Here is a 16789-nt window from a genome sequence, read left to right as displayed (position 1 = left end):
CGCCTCGTCAGGCAGGGCGCCGGCCGGGCGGTCCTCGGGAGGCGGCCTGTGGCCCTGCCGCGGCCTACTTCCCGTGCGCGTGACCGTGCTCGTGGACCGTGTTCGTCGCCGCGATGCTCTTCCACGACTTCGGCTGCGGCGCCTCCGCGGCTCCCGGACGCGCGATGCTCGCCCGGGCCGCAGCGGGAGCACCGGGCTTCGACGCCTCGTACAGCCAGATGTCGAAGAGTCCGGCGAGAGGCTTGCCCGAGACCCGCTCCGCGTACGCCACGAAGTCGCCCACCGCGGCGTTGCCGTACGCATGCTCGGCCGGCCAGCCCTTGAGGACGGCGAAGAAGTCCTCGTCGCCGATCTTGTTCCGCAGCGCCTGGAGCGCCAGCGCGCCCCGGTCGTAGACGGCCAGGTGGAACTGGTTCTCCGGGCCCGGGTCGCCGGGCCTGACCGTCCAGAACCCGTCGTCGGCCGGATGCTGCGCGTACACGTGGTCGGCCAGCTCCTGCGCCGTGCCCTCGCCCTCCTTCTCCGACCAGAGCCACTGGCTGTACCGGGCGAAGCCCTCGTTGACCCAGATGTCCTTCCAGCCCTTCACGGACACGCTGTCGCCGTACCACTGGTGGGCCAGCTCGTGCACGACCACGGACACGTTGGCGCCGTTCGCGAACTGCCGCGGGCTGTAGAACGGCCGGGTCTGCGTCTCCAGGGCGTAGCCGCTGCCGACGTTCGGCACATAGCCGCCCAGCGCGTTGAACGGGTAGGGACCGAAGACCTCGGTCAGCCACTCGGCGACCTCGCCGGTCCGCTCGATGCTGGCCCGCGCCGCACCCGCGTTGTCACCGAGATCCTTGCTGTACGCGTTCAGGACCGGCAGCCCGTCCGCCGTCGTGTCCGTGGTGATGTCGAACTTCCCGACCGCGAGCGTGGCCAGGTAGCTCGCCTGCGGCTTGTTCGAGCGCCAGTTGAAACGCGTCCAGCCCAGCTTGGAGCTCTGCGAGACGAGCACACCGTTGCTGATCGCCTGCGAGCCGTCCGGCACCGACACCGACACGTCGTACGTCGCCTTGTCCAGCGGATGGTCGTTGCTCGGGAACCACCACACGGCCGAGTCCGGCTCCTGGGCGGCCACCCCGCCGTCCGGGGTGCGGTGCCAGGCGGTCCAGCCGCCGATCTTCAACTCGGAGGGCTTCCCCGCGTACCGCACCACCACCGACACGGACCTGCCCTTGGGGAGCGGCGCGGCCGGGGTGACGACCAGCTCCTGGTCGCCCTCCTTCGTGAAGGCGGCCTTCTTGCCGCCGACCCGCACCTCACGGACACCGAGGCCGAAATCGAGGTTGAAACGGCTCAGATCCTGCGTGGTGGTGGCGAGGATGGTCGCCGTCCCCTCCAGCAGATCCGTCTCCGGCTGGTACTTGAGCCTCAGGTCGTAGTGCGACACGTCGTACCCGCCGTTTCCGGCGGCCGGGTAGTAGGAGTCGCCGATGCCGGGGGCGCCGGCGGAGGAATTCGCGGCCGATGCCGGGATCGCCAGCACCAAGGTGGCCGCGAGCGCGCTCGGGACGATCAGTCTGCGGTGCACGGAAGCTCCAAGTCGTTGAGGCGAACGATCTCTTGACCCTAGACGCGTCCCCGTCCTCGGGTCAGGAGCGAACCTCGGCCTTCCACATGACCGCCATACGGCCGAAAGGCGAGACCGGGCGTGCCGCCGCCGAAGCCGTTACCGGGCTCCGAGACCCCACCCACCTGCGAAGCTGGTCGGATGACGGCAGAGAGCGGCGCAGTACGCGCAGCGATGGACGGTGAGCTGCGCCTGATGGACCCGAGCGTGCGGCTCTCGCACTCGCTCGCCCGGGAGTTGCTGGACCCTGACTTCGTCGAGGTCGGCGCATCAGGCCAGCGGTGGACCTACGAGGAGATGCTGGCCGCACTGCCCGAGTTGGCCGGGGCCGCCAGGAACGGCCCGCGCTACGAGGTGTCCGCCATGACAGGAACCGTACTCGCGCCCGGCCTGGTGCACCTGACGTACGAGACCACGCTCGAAGGAGTCCGGGCGCGGCGCAGCTCGCTCTGGCGCAAACGCGATGCAGATCTGCCGTGGCAGATGCTTTACCACCAGGCGACCCCTGTTCCGCCCGAGGCGGCATGACCCACGACGCGACGGCACGTGACCCTCGGCCCTGCGGTGCCGGGCGTTACTCTGACGCGAACTCGTACTGCAATTCGTACATATGGCCCGCCTTCAGCATGACGGTGGCTTTGATGGGGCGGTGCTCATCGCTGTACACCACGCGCAGAGTGCGGAGTATCGGGAGATTCTCGATTGAGGACGAGGCACTGCGTGCCCGCGTGAGGGTGGCGTTGCGTCGGCCGTGACCGACCGGCCGGGCGACTCGGACGCCCCCTGTCGCAGGGGAGTTGACGGGAGTACCTTCCCGCCCATGCCGAAACGTGCGCGGGGAACCCGCCTGACGTGCAGATCGCTGGTGGTGGCGGCCTCGGCCGCCCTTGTCGCCCTGACGCTCGCGCCCACCGGCGCGCAGGGCGCGACGCCGGCCCGGGAGAGCAGACCGGTCTACTCGTACGACGACGCGATCCGGGAGTCCGTCTGGGTCGACACCCGGCTCGACGGTGACGGCGACGGCAGGACGGACCGCGTCGCCGTCGACATCGTCCGCCCGCGCGAGGCGGCGCAGTGGGGCCGGAAGGTGCCCGTCATCATGGATGCCAGCCCGTACTACGCCTGTTGCGGACGTGGCAACGAGAGCCAGCGCAAGACGTACGACGCCGACGGCGACCCCGTCCAGTTCCCCCTGTACTACGACAACTACTTCGTGCCCCGCGGCTATGCCTTCGTCGCCGTCGACCTCGCCGGCACCAACCGGTCCGACGGTTGCGTCGACGTCGGCGGACGCTCCGACGTCCGGTCGGCGAAGGCCGTCGTCGACTGGCTGAACGGGCGTGCCCGCGCCTACACCAGCCGTACCGGCGGGGAGCGGGCGAGCGCTCGGTGGTCCACAGGTGCCACCGGGATGATCGGCAAGAGCTACGACGGGACTGTCGCCAACGGCGTTGCTGCCACCGGTGTGCGGGGCCTGAAGACCGTCGTCCCGATCGGCGCCATCTCCTCCTGGTACGACTACTACTTCGCTCAGGGCGCGCCCTTGTACGACTCCGGTCCCGAGTGGCTGTCCGACTACGTCGAGAGCCCCGAGGCCCGCGAGCGTTGCGAAGCCGTCCAGCAGCGGCTCGCCGACGGGGCCCCGCGCAGCGGCGAGTTCACACGGATGTGGGACGAGCGCGACTACGTGCCCGACGCCCGCAACGTCCGGGCAAGCGTCTTCGCCGTGCACGGCATGCAGGATCTGAACGTCCGCTCCAAGCACTTCGGCCAGTGGTGGGACGCCCTCGCGGCCAATGGCGTCGAGCGCAAGGTGTGGCTCTCGCAGACAGGGCACGTCGACCCGTTCGACTTCCGGCGAGGCGAGTGGGTACGCACGCTCCACCGCTGGTTCGACCGCTACCTCCTCGGCTACGACAACGGCATCGACCGCGAGCCGATGGCCGACATCGAACGGGCCCCGGACCGGTGGACCACCGACCGCGTCTGGCCGCCCCGCGGCACTGCCGGGGCCACATTGCGCCCAAACAGCGGCGCGCAGCCCGGCGTCGGCACGCTGTCGCTGAAGCCCGCTCGGCCGGGTGCGACCGAGACGTTCACCGACGATCCGCGCCTCGACGAGACCGACTGGGCCGCGGCTCTCCAGACGGCGACGCCCGCCAAGGCCGGGTTCATCACCCGCCCCCTCGGCCGCGACCTGCGGTTGTCCGGCTCCTCGCGGGTGACCGTCACCGCCACCCCCTCGACCACGAGCGCCCACCTGTCGGCCGTCCTCGTGGACCTCGGCCCGGACACCATCCGGGACTACGCCGCCCCCGGCGAAGGCATCACCACCCTTGCGGAGCGTACCTGCTGGGGCGCGAGCACCACCGGCGACAGCTCCTGCTTCAAGGAGACGAAGGCCCGCACCATCGACGTCGGCCGCACCGTGTTCAGCCGAGGCTGGGCCGACCTGGGTGGCTACAAGCCCGATGCGCTGACTCCCGGCAGGGCGTACACGGTCACCATCGACCTGCACGCGAGCGACCACGTGCTCCCGGCGGGTCACCGGCTCGCGCTCATCGTCGCCGGTACCGACAAGGACCTCATCGACCCGCCGGACACCATGCCGCGCATCTCCCTCGATCTCGCCCGTACAGCTGCGAAACTGCCCGTCGTCGGCGGGGCGGCCGCCTTCGTCCGCGCCGTTGCAGGACCCTCTCCGGCCCCCGCCGACTCCCGCCTCGGCGGTGTCGCTGAACCGCGTCAGATCCGTCCGATCCCGGGAGGCATTACCCGATGATGTCCCGCATCCGCATCCTCGCCCTGACGGGTGCCGCCGCCGCGCTCGCCGTACCCCTCATCACGGGTCCCGCCGAGGCCGCGCACACCGCGCCACGGACGGGCTTCGAGTCGAGCGACGGCAAGCGCTGGACCACGCAGCAGGAGGAGCAGAGCTTCCTCGCCGCCGTCGACCGGGGCAGCGACCGGATGTCGCTCGAGCGCATCGGTACGACGAAGCAGGGCCGCCCCCTTCAACTCGCCCACCTCGGGGCGCGCCGCACGTCCCACACCGTGCTGCTGATCTGCTCCCAGCACGGTGACGAGCCGTCGGGCCGGGAAGCATGCCTGACGACGATCCGCGACCTCGCCTACGCCGGGGACGGCACGACCCGCAGGCTGCTGTCCAGGACGCGCATCCTCGTCGTCCCCACCGCCAACCCCGACGGCAGGGCCGCCGGCACCCGGGGCAACTCCGACGGCGTCGACATCAACCGCGACCACATCGCCCTGAAGACCGCGGAGGGCCGGGCCCTCGCCGCCGTCATTCGCGACCGGCGCCCGGACGTCGTCTACGACCTGCACGAGTACGGCGCCACGCCGCCGTACTACGACAAGGACCTGTTCGACCTGTGGCCGCGCAACCTCAACACCGAGACCGGGGTGCGCGACGAGGCGCGGAGTCTCTCCGGCGACTACGTACGGCCCGCCGCGCACAACGAGGGCTTCAGCACCGGCACGTACGGCATCTGGACCGACCCGGTGACCGGCGAGCCGGTCAAACAGACCGCCGGGGACGGCCAGGAACGCATTCTGCGCAACGCCTCCGGGATCAAGAACGCGGTCGGCCTGCTCATCGAGAGCCGTGTCGACGCGCTGACCGAGGAGGAGCAGTCGGATCCCGCCCTGAACAAACGGCGCCGCGTGAACGGCCAACTCGCGGCACTCGGCGGACTGCTGTCGTACGCGGACGAGCGCCGCGGCAGCATCGAGGCGGCGACCACCGCTGCCCGCGTCTCCGGCTTCAGGGACCGGGGCCCGGTCTACCTGGGCGGCGCCGACAACGACCCCGCCGGCCCGGAGGAGACGCTGGCCGACCCGCCCTGCGGGTACCGGCTCGACGCGGAGCAGTACGCACAGGTGAAGGACGAACTGGCGCTGCACGGTGTCTGGTCGCGGCGGGACGGGGAAGGCGCCCTCGTGCCGCTGCGGCAGTCGCAGCGGGAGCTTGTTCCGCTGCTCCTGGATGCGCGCGCGACCTATCACCTCGCACCGGCCGAGCCGGCCACAGCCTGTTGAGGCTATGACGTGCGTCACATGTGGTAGGGGGTAGCGGAGAGCGGAAGACGCTCCGCGAATTGGTGAAAGGTGCCGCTTGTGTCGCACGACGATCAGAAACCTGGCCCACGGTTGCGGCTGCCGGTGAGGGCGGCCCTGCCGGGTCGTCACCCGTACGAGGACAAGGCGCCGGTCACCGATCGGGTGGTGTTCGGTGTGACGGCCGCTCTCACCGTGGCTTTCGTGATCTGGGGATCCATCTTCACCGATGCGCTGGAAAGCGTCTCGGACACGATGCTGAACGGCCTGATGCACAACGGCGGCTGGGCGTTCGTCCTGGCCGCCTCAGGCTTCGTCGTGTTCGCTCTGTGGCTCGCCATCAGCCGTTACGGCAAGATCGAGCTCGGCCAGGAGCACGAGGAACCCGAGTTCCGCACCGTCTCCTGGGTCGCGATGATGTTCAGCGCCGGCATGGGCATCGGCCTGATGTTCTACGGCGTCAGCGAGCCGCTCGCGCACTATGTGAACCCGCCGCCGGGGACCGACCCCGCCGACTCGGCCGACGCCATGCAGACGGCGTTGGCCACGACGCTCTTCCACTGGACCCTCCACCCGTGGGCCATCTACGCCGTGGTCGGTCTCGCCATCGCCTACAGCACCTTCCGGCGCCGCAGGCGACAGACCATCAGCGCCGTCTTCGAGCCGTTGATCGGGAAGAAGCGGGCCGACGGCGCCCCGGGACGAGTGATCGACATCCTCGCGATCTTCGCCACGCTCTTCGGATCGGCCACCTCCCTGGGCCTCGGCGCGCTCCAGATCGGCAGCGGATTCCGGGAACTGGGATGGATGGAAAGGGCCGGTACCGGTCTGCTCATCTCCATCATCGGTGTGCTGACGGCGGCCTTCGTGTTCTCCGCGGTCTCCGGTGTCGAGCGTGGCATCCAGTGGCTGTCGAACACCAACATGGTGCTGGCCGTGGTTCTCGCCGTGTTCGTCTTCATCGCCGGGCCGACCATCCTCGTCCTCGACCTGATCCCGACGTCGCTCGCCTCGTACCTCGGCGACCTGCCGCAGCTCGCCGGGCGCACCGAGGCGGCGACCGGGGGCGGCGGCGTCGCGGACTGGCTGAGCAGCTGGACGGTCTTCTACTGGGCCTGGTGGATCTCCTGGACGCCGTTCGTCGGCATGTTCATCGCCCGCATCAGCCGCGGGCGGACGATCCGTCAGTTCGTCGGCGGCGTCATCCTGGTGCCGAGCACCGTCAGCCTGCTCTGGTTCGCCGTCTTCGGCGGCACGGCCATGAAACTCCAGGAGGGCGGACGGCTCGGGGACGAGACGACGCCCGAGGGCCAGCTCTTCGGTGTGCTCCAGCAGTTCCCGATCGCCGGCGTGATGAGCCTGCTGGTGATGATCCTGGTCGGAATCTTCTTCGTCTCCGGGGCCGACGCCGCCTCGATCGTCATGGGCACGCTCTCCCAGCAGGGCACCTTCGAACCGGCCCGGATCGTCGTCATCTTCTGGGGTGTGGTGACCGGAGCTGTGGCCGCGGTCATGCTGCTCGTCGGAGAGGGCAAGGGCGACGCACTCGCCGGTCTGCAGCATCTGACGATCCTTGTCGCCGCCCCGTTCGTGCTGGTGATGGTGGGCATGTGCGTGGCGCTCATGCGCGACCTGCGCCAGGACCCGCTGATCGTCCGTGGCGAGCTCGCGGAGGAGGCCGTCGAGTCGGCGGTGATCGCAGGTCACGAAAGGTACGCCGGTGACTTCGAGATCCGTATCGGACCGGTCCCTGAGGCGGAGACCGGGACGGACACCCGGCGCCGGACCGAAACCGACCCGGGGACCGGCTCCGAGGGCGGCGGGAGCCGCGGTGAGGACCCGGGGACGGACCGGGGCTGAGTCAAGGATGACCGGTCACCGACGAACGGCGCACGACAGGGAACGGCACAGGCCGGCAGACGCGGCAGGGCGGGCGGGGCAGGACACCGCCCGCCCCGCCGTGCAAGCTGTCGCGTCGGCGGGATCCCGGGAGCTGGTCACCCGGATGCCGCCCCACTGATTTAGGATGCACCCCCTGATGACTGCAACTCTCGTCGCCAAGGATCTCGCCGCCGGCCACGGCGACCGCTCGCTCTTCTCCGGTCTGGATCTTGTCGTCGCACCCGGCGACGTGATCGGCCTCGTCGGCGTCAACGGCGCCGGCAAGTCCACGCTGCTGCGTCTGCTCGCCGGACGCGACCGGCCGGAACAGGGCGAGCTGCGGCTCTCCCCGCCGACCGCCACCGTCGGACACCTCCCTCAGGAGCCCGAACGGCGCGAGGGCGAGAGCGTGCGGGACTTCCTCGCCCGGCGCACCGGTGTGGCCGCCGCGCAGACCGCCATGGACGCCGCCACCCAGGGCCTCGTGGACGGCGACCCGGGAGCCGACGACGCCTATGCGCTCAGCCTGGAGCGCTGGCTCGACCTCGGCGGCGCGGACCTCGACGAGCGCGCGGAGGAGGTCGCCGGCTCCCTCGGTCTGACCGTCGGCCTCGACCAGCCCATGACGTCCCTGTCCGGCGGCCAGGCCGCCCGCGCGGGTCTCGCCTCGCTCCTGCTGTCCCGTTACGACGTGTTCCTGCTCGACGAGCCCACGAACGACCTCGACCTGGACGGCCTCGAACGCCTCGAGACCTTCGTCCAGGGCCTGCGCGCCGGCACGGTCGTCGTCAGCCACGACCGCGAGTTCCTCACCCGCACCGCCACCAAGGTCCTCGAACTGGACCTCGCCCAGCAGCAGATCACCCTCTACGGCGGCGGATACCAGGCCTATCTGGAAGAACGCGAGACCGCCCGTCGGCACGCCCGCGAGGAGTACGACGAGTACGCCGACAAGAAGGCAGCCCTCGAAGGCCGCGCCCAGATGCAGCGCAACTGGATGGAGAAGGGCGTCAAGAACGCCCGCCGCAAGGCGACCGACAACGACAAGATCGGCCGCAAGCTGCGGAGCGAGTCGAGTGAGAAGCAGGCCGCCAAGGCCCGGCAGACCCAGCGCATGATCGAACGGCTCGACGCGGTCGACGAGCCCCGCAAGGAGTGGGAGCTGCGGATGGAGATCGCCGCCGCCCCGCGCTCCGGTTCGGTGGTCGCCACCCTCCGCGAGGCGGAGGTCCGGCGCGGGGGCTTCCACTTCGGGCCTGCCTCGCTCCAGATCGACTGGGCGGACCGCGTGGCCGTCACCGGCGCGAACGGATCGGGGAAGTCCACTCTGCTGGCCGCCCTGCTCGGCAGACTGGCGCTCGACGACGGACACGCGTCCCTCGGCTCCGGCGTGGTCGTCGGCGAGGTCGACCAGGCCCGCGGCCTGTTCTACGGCCCCGAGACCCTGCTGGACGCCTTCTGCGCGGCCGTCCCCGACACCGAACCGGCCGAGGTGCGCACGCTGCTGGCCAAGTTCGGGCTCAAGGCCGGCCATGTGCTCCGCCCGGCGACGACCCTGTCCCCGGGTGAGCGGACCCGTGCCGCGCTCGCCCTCCTCCAGGGCCGAGGCGTCAATCTGCTCGTACTGGACGAGCCGACCAACCACCTCGACCTGGCCGCCATCGAACAGCTGGAGTCCGCGCTCGACTCGTACACCGGGACGCTGCTGCTGGTCACGCACGACCGCCGGATGCTGGACGCCGTGCGGGTGACGCGGCGCGTGGAGGTCGCGGACGGCAAGGTCACGGAGAGCTGACGCGGAAGCCGGGGCGACCCCCGGCGCGCTGACGCCGGTCGGGTCACAGGTCCGCCGGGGGCCGGCGGGTGCGGGCCAGCTTCGTGGCGACCAGGTGCCGCGGCAGATGCCGCACAGCCTGCGCGTACGCCTTGTACCGCCAGCCCGTGACACTCACCGGCCGTCGCCTGGCCAGGTCCTTGAGCGCCTGCGCCACCACGTCGTCCGGGTCGAGCCACACCGCCTCGCGCAGCGCGCTCACGTCCATCCCGGCCCGCTCCTGGAACTCGGTACGGGTGAATCCGGGCACCACGGCCAGTACCCGCACCCCGTACGGGGCGAGGTCCACCCGCAGCGACTCGCTGAACGACGTCACCCACGCCTTGGCGGCGCCGTAGGTGCCCGTGGGCAGCAGCCCCGCCACCGACGACACGTTGACGACCGCTCCGCGACGCCGTGACTGCATGCCGGGCAGTGCGGCGTGCGTGAGCCGCAGCGGCACCTTCACCAGCAGCTCCAGCATCCGCTCCTCGTCCTCGACGGGGCTGTGGGGGAAGGGCGCCGCCAGGCCGAAGCCCGCGTTGTTCACGAGCATGTCCACGGGCCGGGCGGGATCGGACAACCGGTCCGTGACCGCTCGGACTCCGGCCGGTTCGAGCAGGTCCGCGGGCAGGATCTCCGCGGTCACGCCGTACCGGGCGCGCATCCGCTCCGCCCCCGCCTCCAGGCGTTCCTTGTCGCGGGCGACCAGGACGAGGTCGCAGCCCTTGGCGGCGAATCCGCGGGCGAACGCCGCGCCCAGCCCGGCACTGGCGCCGGTGATCAGAACGGTGGTCACGATGTGATCGCTTTCATGAGTCGGTGCGTTTTCATGAGTCGGTGCGGCGCAAGGGGTCGGGACGGAACGAGGCTGTCGCAGCGGACCGGTAGGCGTCGGCCACATCGACGAGGAAGCGCCGCTCGTCGTCGAGGTCGTTGCCGACCATCGCCGGCGCGCTGTACGGCTGCGGCTGCCGGTCGAGCCCGTCCGCCTTGGCGCGTCGGGCCTCCTTGATGACACAGGCGAGTACGGCGGCTTCCGTCTGCCGTGTGCGGCTGAGGTGTTCGCGTGCCTGCTCGTCCGTCCCGGACGGCACGTAGTCGCCCAGCATCAAGATCGCGTCGCGTGTCTCGATCACCTTGCGGTAGACGAGCAGGTCTCGCGGCAGCGGGGGCCACAGCAGTTCCACCGTCCGCGTCGCACGCGGCTCGTGCAGGGCCACGTGCGGAACGGACCGCACGAGGTCCCGCCACAGCGGCCACAGCCGCCAGGCGGTCGACATGTCCGCCGTCGTCCTGCGCAGCACGGCCAGGGTGGGCAGCAGGATGGCCGCCGCCCGCAGCACTCCGTGCAGGTTCATCAGCAGCGGCAGATACGGCATCTGCCAGGCCGTGCCCCACAGCGCCTTCAGCAGGTACCCGATCCAGAACAGCCCCGCCAGAGCGGTGCCGAGCCCGAACAGCCGCAGCCCCGCGGCGAGCCCCGGACTCTCCGCGCGTCTGCTGTAGTGCCAGCACACATACACGCAGACCGTGTTCGCCAGCAGATGGGTGCCCATCAGCGTCAGCCAGTACGCGAGCGAGGGCACCGGGTCGCCGCCCGGCGGCATCCCGTGCTGTCCGTGCCGCGGCGCGACGAGGTCCAGCACCACCATGGCGCCGAGCGGCACGGCCGTCGCCAGCGCCGCCGCCCGCTGCCGGCCGCGGCCGCTCGTGGTGCCGCAGACGAAGTAGAGCACCGCGCCCGCCGACAGCACTCCCGTCAGATTCCGTACCAGGCCGACCACATGGACGAGGCCGGCGTCCCGCTCGGCGTAGGCGACGACCGACGGAAGGTTGAGCGTCATCGCCGCCGCTGCCGTCGCCACCGCGAGCCACAGGCCGCGCTGCTCCGGCGAGCGAAGTGCCGAACGTGCCCGCATCAGCACGGCCGACCAGAGGAGCACCACGCTGGGCACGGCGAGCCAGTCGCCGAACTCCACGATGTCAGCCCGCATCGGACGACCTCACTCCCAGCGCCGAGCCGAGCCGCTCCAGCGTGCCGTCCGGCTCCCTTCCCAAGGGCAGTGCCCCAGCCCTCGTACGGATCAGGCTGGCGAGCATCTCGGCCTCCTGCTCCTCGCGGGTGGTGTAGTCGGTACGGCCGAGGGCGGTGGGATAGCCTCCGCCGCTCTCGGCGCCCTCGAGGAAGTTGTGACCGAAGAGGATGTGGCCCAGTTCGTGCAGGACGATGTGCTCCTGGTGCGGTCGCGAGGTGCGCGCCTCGTAGAAGACGTGATCGACGCTCTCGGTCCCCACCCACAGTCCGCAGACACCGGACTGCGCGGCTTCCTCGGGCAGCGGATGCAGCCGCACGGGGCGGCCCCGCTGCTCGGCTATCCGGGAGCACAACTCGTCGAGGGAGAAAGGATTCGACAGCTCCAGTTGACCGAGAATCGCCTCACAGCGTTGGCGCAGAGCGGCGTGCCCGTATGGCATGTGTTCCCCGTTCGGACCCCTTTTCGGGCAGCGTCGATAGGCGGTAACAGAAGTGGTCATGGTGTCCTGAGCCTTCAAGCGGCGTCTGGGACGGTGGTCCTCAGCGGTGTCGGGCGGTGGCCCGCACCGGAGCGGCGGGCGGGCACTGCGTCATCCCTACCCACCAGCCTGGGGAGTTGGCAAGGCACGACAGGACCGGGGGCCGACGATCAAGCCATCGCCCCGGTCCTGTCGTGCGGTTCCTCCGCCTCCGCCTCTGCCTCCGCGTCAGCCGCGGCCCTTGCCGCCGTCCAGCAGACCGGCCTTGCGCAGGGCGTCCGCCATCGCGCTGTTCGCAGGCGCGGGGGACTGGCGGGCCGGGGCCTGCCGCCCCGCCCCGCCTCCGCCGCCCCGGCGCTCGCGTCCGCCGCCGCCCTGACGCTGCTGCGGGGGCCGGCCGCCGCGGTCGCGGCGGGGCGCTCCCGCGTCCGCCGACTGCGCCGACGCGTCGTCGTCCAGCCGCAGCGTCAGCGAGATCCGCTTGCGCGGAATGTCGATGTCGAGCACCTTCACCTTCACCACGTCGCCCGGCTTGACCACGTCACGCGGGTCCTTGACGAAGGTCTTGGACATCGCGGACACGTGCACCAGACCGTCCTGGTGGACACCGATGTCCACGAACGCCCCGAAAGCGGCGACGTTCGTGACGACGCCCTCCAGAACCATGCCGGAGACCAGGTCGGAGATCTTCTCCACGCCCTCCTTGAAGGTGGCCGTCTTGAACGCGGGCCGTGGGTCGCGGCCCGGCTTCTCCAGCTCCCGCAGGATGTCCGTCACGGTCGGCAGACCGAAGGTCTCGTCGACGAACTCGGCCGGCCGCAGTGACCGCAGTACCGAGGTGTTGCCGATGAGCGAGGCCACCTCGCCGCCGCTCGTCTTCACCATCCGCCGCACCACCGGATACGCCTCCGGGTGCACGCTGGAGGCGTCCAGCGGGTCGTCGCCGCCGCGGATGCGCAGGAAGCCCGCGCACTGCTCGTACGCCTTGGGACCGAGCCGGGCGACGTCCTTGAGCGCCCTGCGGGACCGGAACGGGCCGTTGGAGTCGCGGTGCACCACGATGTTCTCCGCCAGGCCCGCGCCGATGCCGGAGACCCGTGAAAGCAGTGGCGCGGACGCCGTGTTGACGTCGACACCGACTCCGTTCACACAGTCCTCGACGACCGCGTCGAGCGACCGGGACAGCTTCACCTCGGACAGGTCGTGCTGGTACTGCCCGACACCGATCGACTTGGGGTCGATCTTCACCAGCTCGGCGAGGGGGTCCTGCAGACGGCGTGCGATCGACACGGCGCCGCGCAGCGACACGTCCAGGCCGGGCAGCTCCTGCGAGGCGAAGGCCGACGCCGAGTACACGGACGCGCCCGCCTCCGAGACCATCACCTTGGTGAGGCCCAGTTCCGGGTGGCGGGTGATGAGGTCACCGGCGAGCTTGTCCGTCTCGCGGGAGGCCGTTCCGTTGCCGATGGCGACCAGCTCGACCGCGTGCTCCTTGGCGAGCCGGGCCAGCTTCGCCAGCGACTCGTCCCACTTGTTCGCGGGCACGTGCGGATAGACCGTGTCGGTCGCGACGACCTTGCCGGTCGCGTCGACGACCGCGACCTTCACCCCGGTACGGAAGCCGGGGTCGAGACCGAGAGTGGCGCGCGTGCCCGCCGGGGCGGCGAGCAGCAGGTCCCGCAGGTTCGCCGCGAAGACCCGTACCGCCTCGTCCTCCGCGGCCGTACGCAGCCGCAGCCGCAGGTCGATGCCGAGGTGCACCAGGATCCGGGTCCGCCACGCCCAGCGGACGGTGTCGCCGAGCCACTTGTCGCCGGGCCGCCCCTGCTGGGCCACCCCGAAGCGGGCAGCGATGATCCCCTCGTACGACGAAGGGCCCTCGACCGGCTCCTCGGGCTCGAGCACGAGGTCGAGGACCTCTTCCTTCTCGCCGCGGAACATCGCGAGGATCCGGTGCGAGGGCAGCTCCGTGAAGCCCTCCGAGAAGTCGAAGTAGTCGGCGAACTTCGCGCCCGCCTCCTCCTTGCCGTCACGGACCTTCGCAGCCAGCCTGCCCCGCGTCCACATCCGCTCACGCAGTTCGCCGATGAGGTCGGCGTCCTCGGAGAAACGCTCCGCCAGGATCGCCCGTGCGCCCTCCAGAGCCGCGGCCGCGTCCGCGACGCCCTTGTCCGCGTCGACAAACGCCGCCGCGGCCGCGAGCGGCTCGACCGATGGGTCGCGGAGCAGGCCCTCGGCCAGCGGCTCGAGACCCGCCTCGCGTGCGATCTGAGCCTTGGTGCGCCGCTTGGGCTTGAACGGCAGGTAGATGTCCTCGAGCCGCGCCTTGGTGTCGGCGGCCCGGATCTGCGCCTCGAGCGCCTCGGTGAGCTTGCCCTGCTCACGCACGGACTCCAGGATCGTCGTCCGCCGCTCCTCCAGCTCCCGGAGGTATCGCAGCCGTTCCTCGAGCGTGCGCAGCTGCGCGTCGTCGAGCATCTCGGTCGCTTCCTTGCGGTAGCGAGCGATGAACGGCACGGTGGACCCGCCGTCGAGCAGCTCGACGGCCGCCTTCACCTGCCGCTCCCGTACGCCGAGCTCCTCGGCGATCCTGCCTTCGATGGACGTCGTCACGGTTTCCCGACTCGCCTTCTCGTGCTCGCTGTGCTTGAGAGTGCATTGTGCCGGGTGGCCGGGTGCCGTGTCGCGTGCCTCCGGTCGCGCGCCTCAGGCGCGACGGGTGCGGCCGCTGCGCGAGGCGCCGCCGAAGAGCCGGGCCGGCAGGCGGAAGGGAAGCGTCACCACGGTGGCGATCGCCGAGCCGACCGTACGAAGTACGTCTGCTGTCGCGCGGAGCACAATCGACCTCCGGTGTCGGGTGCTTGGGACCAGTCGGGTAACCGCCGGCAGGCCCCGCCAAACGTCGCCGCGCACCCGGCCCTTCGCGTCAGTCCTTGCCGATCAGGTCCGGAGGGAAGGCGCCCGCGACCGCTGCCGTCACCAGGAAGCCGCGCCCCAGCTCGGTGAGCCGTTCGACGCCCGCCGCGCCCAGGTGCTCGTACGGCTCTCGGTCCAGGCGGTCCGTGAGGTCCTCGAGCTCGGCACGCAGGGCGGTGCCCGTCTCGGTCAACTCGCCCTCGGCGTCGAGCAGTCCGCGGTGCCGCAGCCGGTCCTGTGCCGCCTCCCAGTCGGCGCGGCCCCAGCCGCGTGTGGCGAGGATCCAGCGGGGCGCCATGCCCTTGCCGGTCGCGGTGTGGCTCACCAGCGCCTCGAGCGGGTCGAGGCCGGATGCCAGCAGGGCCGCGAGATGCCCGTCCCCGCGGTGCTCGCGCAGCAGCGTCGTCGCGTGCCAGTAGGCGAGGTGCGGCTCCGTCGGCACGGGCAGGTCCGCGTGGGCCGCGTAGAGCGGCCGGGCGTGCCGGGTGCATGCCTCGGTCGCGCGCAGGGCGAGCTCCGCCGCCTCCGCCAGATCCGGGGACGCGATCACGTCGTCGCCGAGCAGCCGCCTCAGCGTGGTGTCGGCGGCACGCAGCCGCGCCGCGAGCACGTCCTGCGGGGACGCGGTGCCCCAGACCGCCGGCAGGTGCTTGGCGACCAGCTCGTGGTTGAAGTTGTAGAAGGCGGCGGTCACGGTGCCCGGTCCGACGGCGCCCAGTGCGGCGCCGCGTCCCGCGAAGTACGCCGCGCTCGCGTCCTCGATGCCGAGGCGGCCCAGTTCCGCGGTGAAGTCGGGCGAGAAGTAGACCGTCGAGTGCATCGGGTTGAGGGCGTTGTGGCAGCGGCGTCCCGCGCGCGGGTGCAGAGAGGTCATGGCGGCAGGTTAGCGACTGCTTAGTACGGCCGGAAGGGCGGAGCGGCGGCCGTACCGCGGATGGCAGGAAAGGTGGGCTCCTCGTCATTGCGGACATGCCCCGTCCGTCGAAGGATGGTGTCCATGACGCGAACCGTGCTGGTCGTCCTCTTCGAGGACGTGCAGGCCCTCGACGTGACCGGGCCGGTCGAAGTGTTCGACGGCGCCGGCCGGGCGAGCGGCGACCGGTCCGCGTACCGGATCCGTACCGCCTCGCTCGACGGGCGACCGGTGCGGACCTCCAGCGGCCTCACCGTCGTGCCGGACGCCGGCCTTGCCGACGCAGCGGCCCCGGACATGCTTCTTGTCCCCGGCGGAGAGGGCACCCGCTGCCCGGATCCACGTCTGATCGACTGGCTGCGCGACAACGCACCATGCGCCGGACGCCTGGTCTCCGTCTGTACCGGCGCCCTGCTGCTGGCCCGGGCGGGACTGCTCGACGGCCGCCGCGCCACCACCCACTGGATGGTCTGCGAGCACCTCGCCGCCAACTATCCGGAGGTCGACGTCCAACCGGAGCCGATCTTCGTCAGGGACGGCCGGCTCTCGACCTCCGCGGGCGTCACCGCGGGCATCGACCTGGCGCTCGCCCTCGTCGAGGAGGACCTGGGCCGTGACGTCGCGCTCACCGTCGCCCGCCACCTGGTCGTCTTTCTGCGGCGCCCCGGCAACCAGGCCCAGTTCAGCGCTCAGCTCGCCGCCCAGACCGCACGGCGGGAACCGCTGCGCGAGGTGCAGCACTGGGTCACCCAGCACCCGGAGGCTGACCTGTCCGTCGACGCGCTCGCGGACCGCGCCGGTCTCTCGCCCCGCCACTTCGCCCGTGCCTTCCACACGGAGACGGGTGCGACGCCGGGCCGCTACGTCGAGCGCGTACGGCTCGAGCACGCCAGAAGGCTCCTGGAGGACACCCCGGACGGCGTCACGAAGATCTCGCGCGCTTGCGGCTACGGCACCAGCGAAGCCATGCGGCGCGCGTTCGTGAAGGCCCTCGGGGTGGCGCCCGCGGAGTACCGCCGCCGCTTCCGTGGCACCGCACAGACCGCCCACTGATCAG

General features: G+C 71.1%; 13 protein-coding genes and 1 pseudogene. 6 read left to right on the top strand and 8 right to left on the bottom strand.

The annotated features are described in order from the left end of the window. Window positions 1-64 precede the first annotated feature (64 nt). Window positions 65-1576 carry a M1 family metallopeptidase gene (locus ACZ4SA_RS09450; RefSeq protein ID WP_468271590.1) on the bottom strand — a complete coding sequence of 504 codons (1512 nt, stop codon included), beginning with the start codon at window positions 1574-1576 and terminating at the stop codon, window positions 65-67. A 180-nt stretch (window positions 1577-1756) separates the two neighbouring features. Between ACZ4SA_RS09450 and ACZ4SA_RS09445 the strand changes: the two genes are divergently transcribed. Further along, window positions 1757-2143 (top strand): nuclear transport factor 2 family protein, encoded by a 387-nt coding sequence (locus tag ACZ4SA_RS09445; protein ID WP_468271587.1) that lies wholly within the window; start codon window positions 1757-1759, stop codon window positions 2141-2143. 46 nt (window positions 2144-2189) lie between these two features. Here the strand turns inward: ACZ4SA_RS09445 and ACZ4SA_RS09440 are convergent. Continuing rightward, window positions 2190-2312: pseudogene (locus tag ACZ4SA_RS09440) on the bottom strand (GntR family transcriptional regulator); the annotation flags it as partial. A 123-nt stretch (window positions 2313-2435) separates the two neighbouring features. Here ACZ4SA_RS09440 and ACZ4SA_RS09435 point away from each other — a divergent pair. From ACZ4SA_RS09435 to ACZ4SA_RS09420, 4 genes are all read left to right on the top strand, one after another. Then, entirely contained in the window at window positions 2436-4397 is a 1962-nt protein-coding gene (locus ACZ4SA_RS09435) for a Xaa-Pro dipeptidyl-peptidase (protein WP_468271584.1), read from the top strand. After that, window positions 4397-5674, top strand: coding sequence for a M14 family metallopeptidase (locus tag ACZ4SA_RS09430; protein WP_468271856.1), 1278 nt, complete (start codon window positions 4397-4399; stop codon window positions 5672-5674). The genes ACZ4SA_RS09435 and ACZ4SA_RS09430 overlap by 1 nt, the downstream gene beginning before the upstream one ends. A 78-nt stretch (window positions 5675-5752) precedes the next feature. Then, a complete protein-coding gene (locus ACZ4SA_RS09425) occupies window positions 5753-7552 on the top strand; it encodes a BCCT family transporter (protein ID WP_468271581.1) in 1800 nt (599 codons plus the stop codon). A gap of 178 nt (window positions 7553-7730) precedes the next feature. Then, window positions 7731-9368: an ABC-F family ATP-binding cassette domain-containing protein gene (locus ACZ4SA_RS09420; protein ID WP_468271578.1), complete on the top strand. Its 1638-nt coding sequence runs from the start codon at window positions 7731-7733 to the stop codon at window positions 9366-9368. A 43-nt stretch (window positions 9369-9411) separates the two neighbouring features. On the opposite strand, the gene ACZ4SA_RS09415 is transcribed toward ACZ4SA_RS09420, so the two are convergent. The 6 genes from ACZ4SA_RS09415 to ACZ4SA_RS09390 form a co-directional block, all read right to left on the bottom strand. Continuing rightward, window positions 9412-10185 (bottom strand): SDR family NAD(P)-dependent oxidoreductase, encoded by a 774-nt coding sequence (locus ACZ4SA_RS09415; protein ID WP_468271574.1) that lies wholly within the window; start codon window positions 10183-10185, stop codon window positions 9412-9414. Between the two features lie 31 nt (window positions 10186-10216). Beyond that, window positions 10217-11383 carry an MAB_1171c family putative transporter gene (locus ACZ4SA_RS09410; RefSeq protein WP_468271571.1) on the bottom strand — a complete coding sequence of 389 codons (1167 nt, stop codon included), beginning with the start codon at window positions 11381-11383 and terminating at the stop codon, window positions 10217-10219. Further along, complete coding sequence (locus tag ACZ4SA_RS09405; RefSeq protein WP_468271568.1) at window positions 11373-11864, bottom strand: hypothetical protein; 492 nt, start codon at window positions 11862-11864, stop codon at window positions 11373-11375. Before ACZ4SA_RS09405 ends, ACZ4SA_RS09410 begins: the two co-directional genes overlap by 11 nt. 267 nt (window positions 11865-12131) lie before the next feature. After that, complete coding sequence (locus tag ACZ4SA_RS09400; RefSeq protein WP_468271565.1) at window positions 12132-14516, bottom strand: Tex family protein; 2385 nt, start codon at window positions 14514-14516, stop codon at window positions 12132-12134. A 93-nt stretch (window positions 14517-14609) separates the two neighbouring features. Beyond that, window positions 14610-14741 carry an LPFR motif small protein gene (locus tag ACZ4SA_RS09395; protein WP_468271562.1) on the bottom strand — a complete coding sequence of 44 codons (132 nt, stop codon included), beginning with the start codon at window positions 14739-14741 and terminating at the stop codon, window positions 14610-14612. A gap of 88 nt (window positions 14742-14829) precedes the next feature. Continuing rightward, window positions 14830-15693, bottom strand: coding sequence for an SCO6745 family protein (locus tag ACZ4SA_RS09390; RefSeq protein WP_468271559.1), 864 nt, complete (start codon window positions 15691-15693; stop codon window positions 14830-14832). A gap of 123 nt (window positions 15694-15816) precedes the next feature. Between ACZ4SA_RS09390 and ACZ4SA_RS09385 the strand changes: the two genes are divergently transcribed. Beyond that, window positions 15817-16785, top strand: coding sequence for a GlxA family transcriptional regulator (locus ACZ4SA_RS09385; RefSeq protein ID WP_468271556.1), 969 nt, complete (start codon window positions 15817-15819; stop codon window positions 16783-16785). Window positions 16786-16789 lie beyond the last annotated feature (4 nt).

This window comes from Streptomyces sp. NPDC027962 (assembly GCF_055566095.1).
The sequence above is the reverse complement of the archived record's forward strand: the minus strand, read 5'-3'. Positions and strand labels throughout refer to the sequence as shown.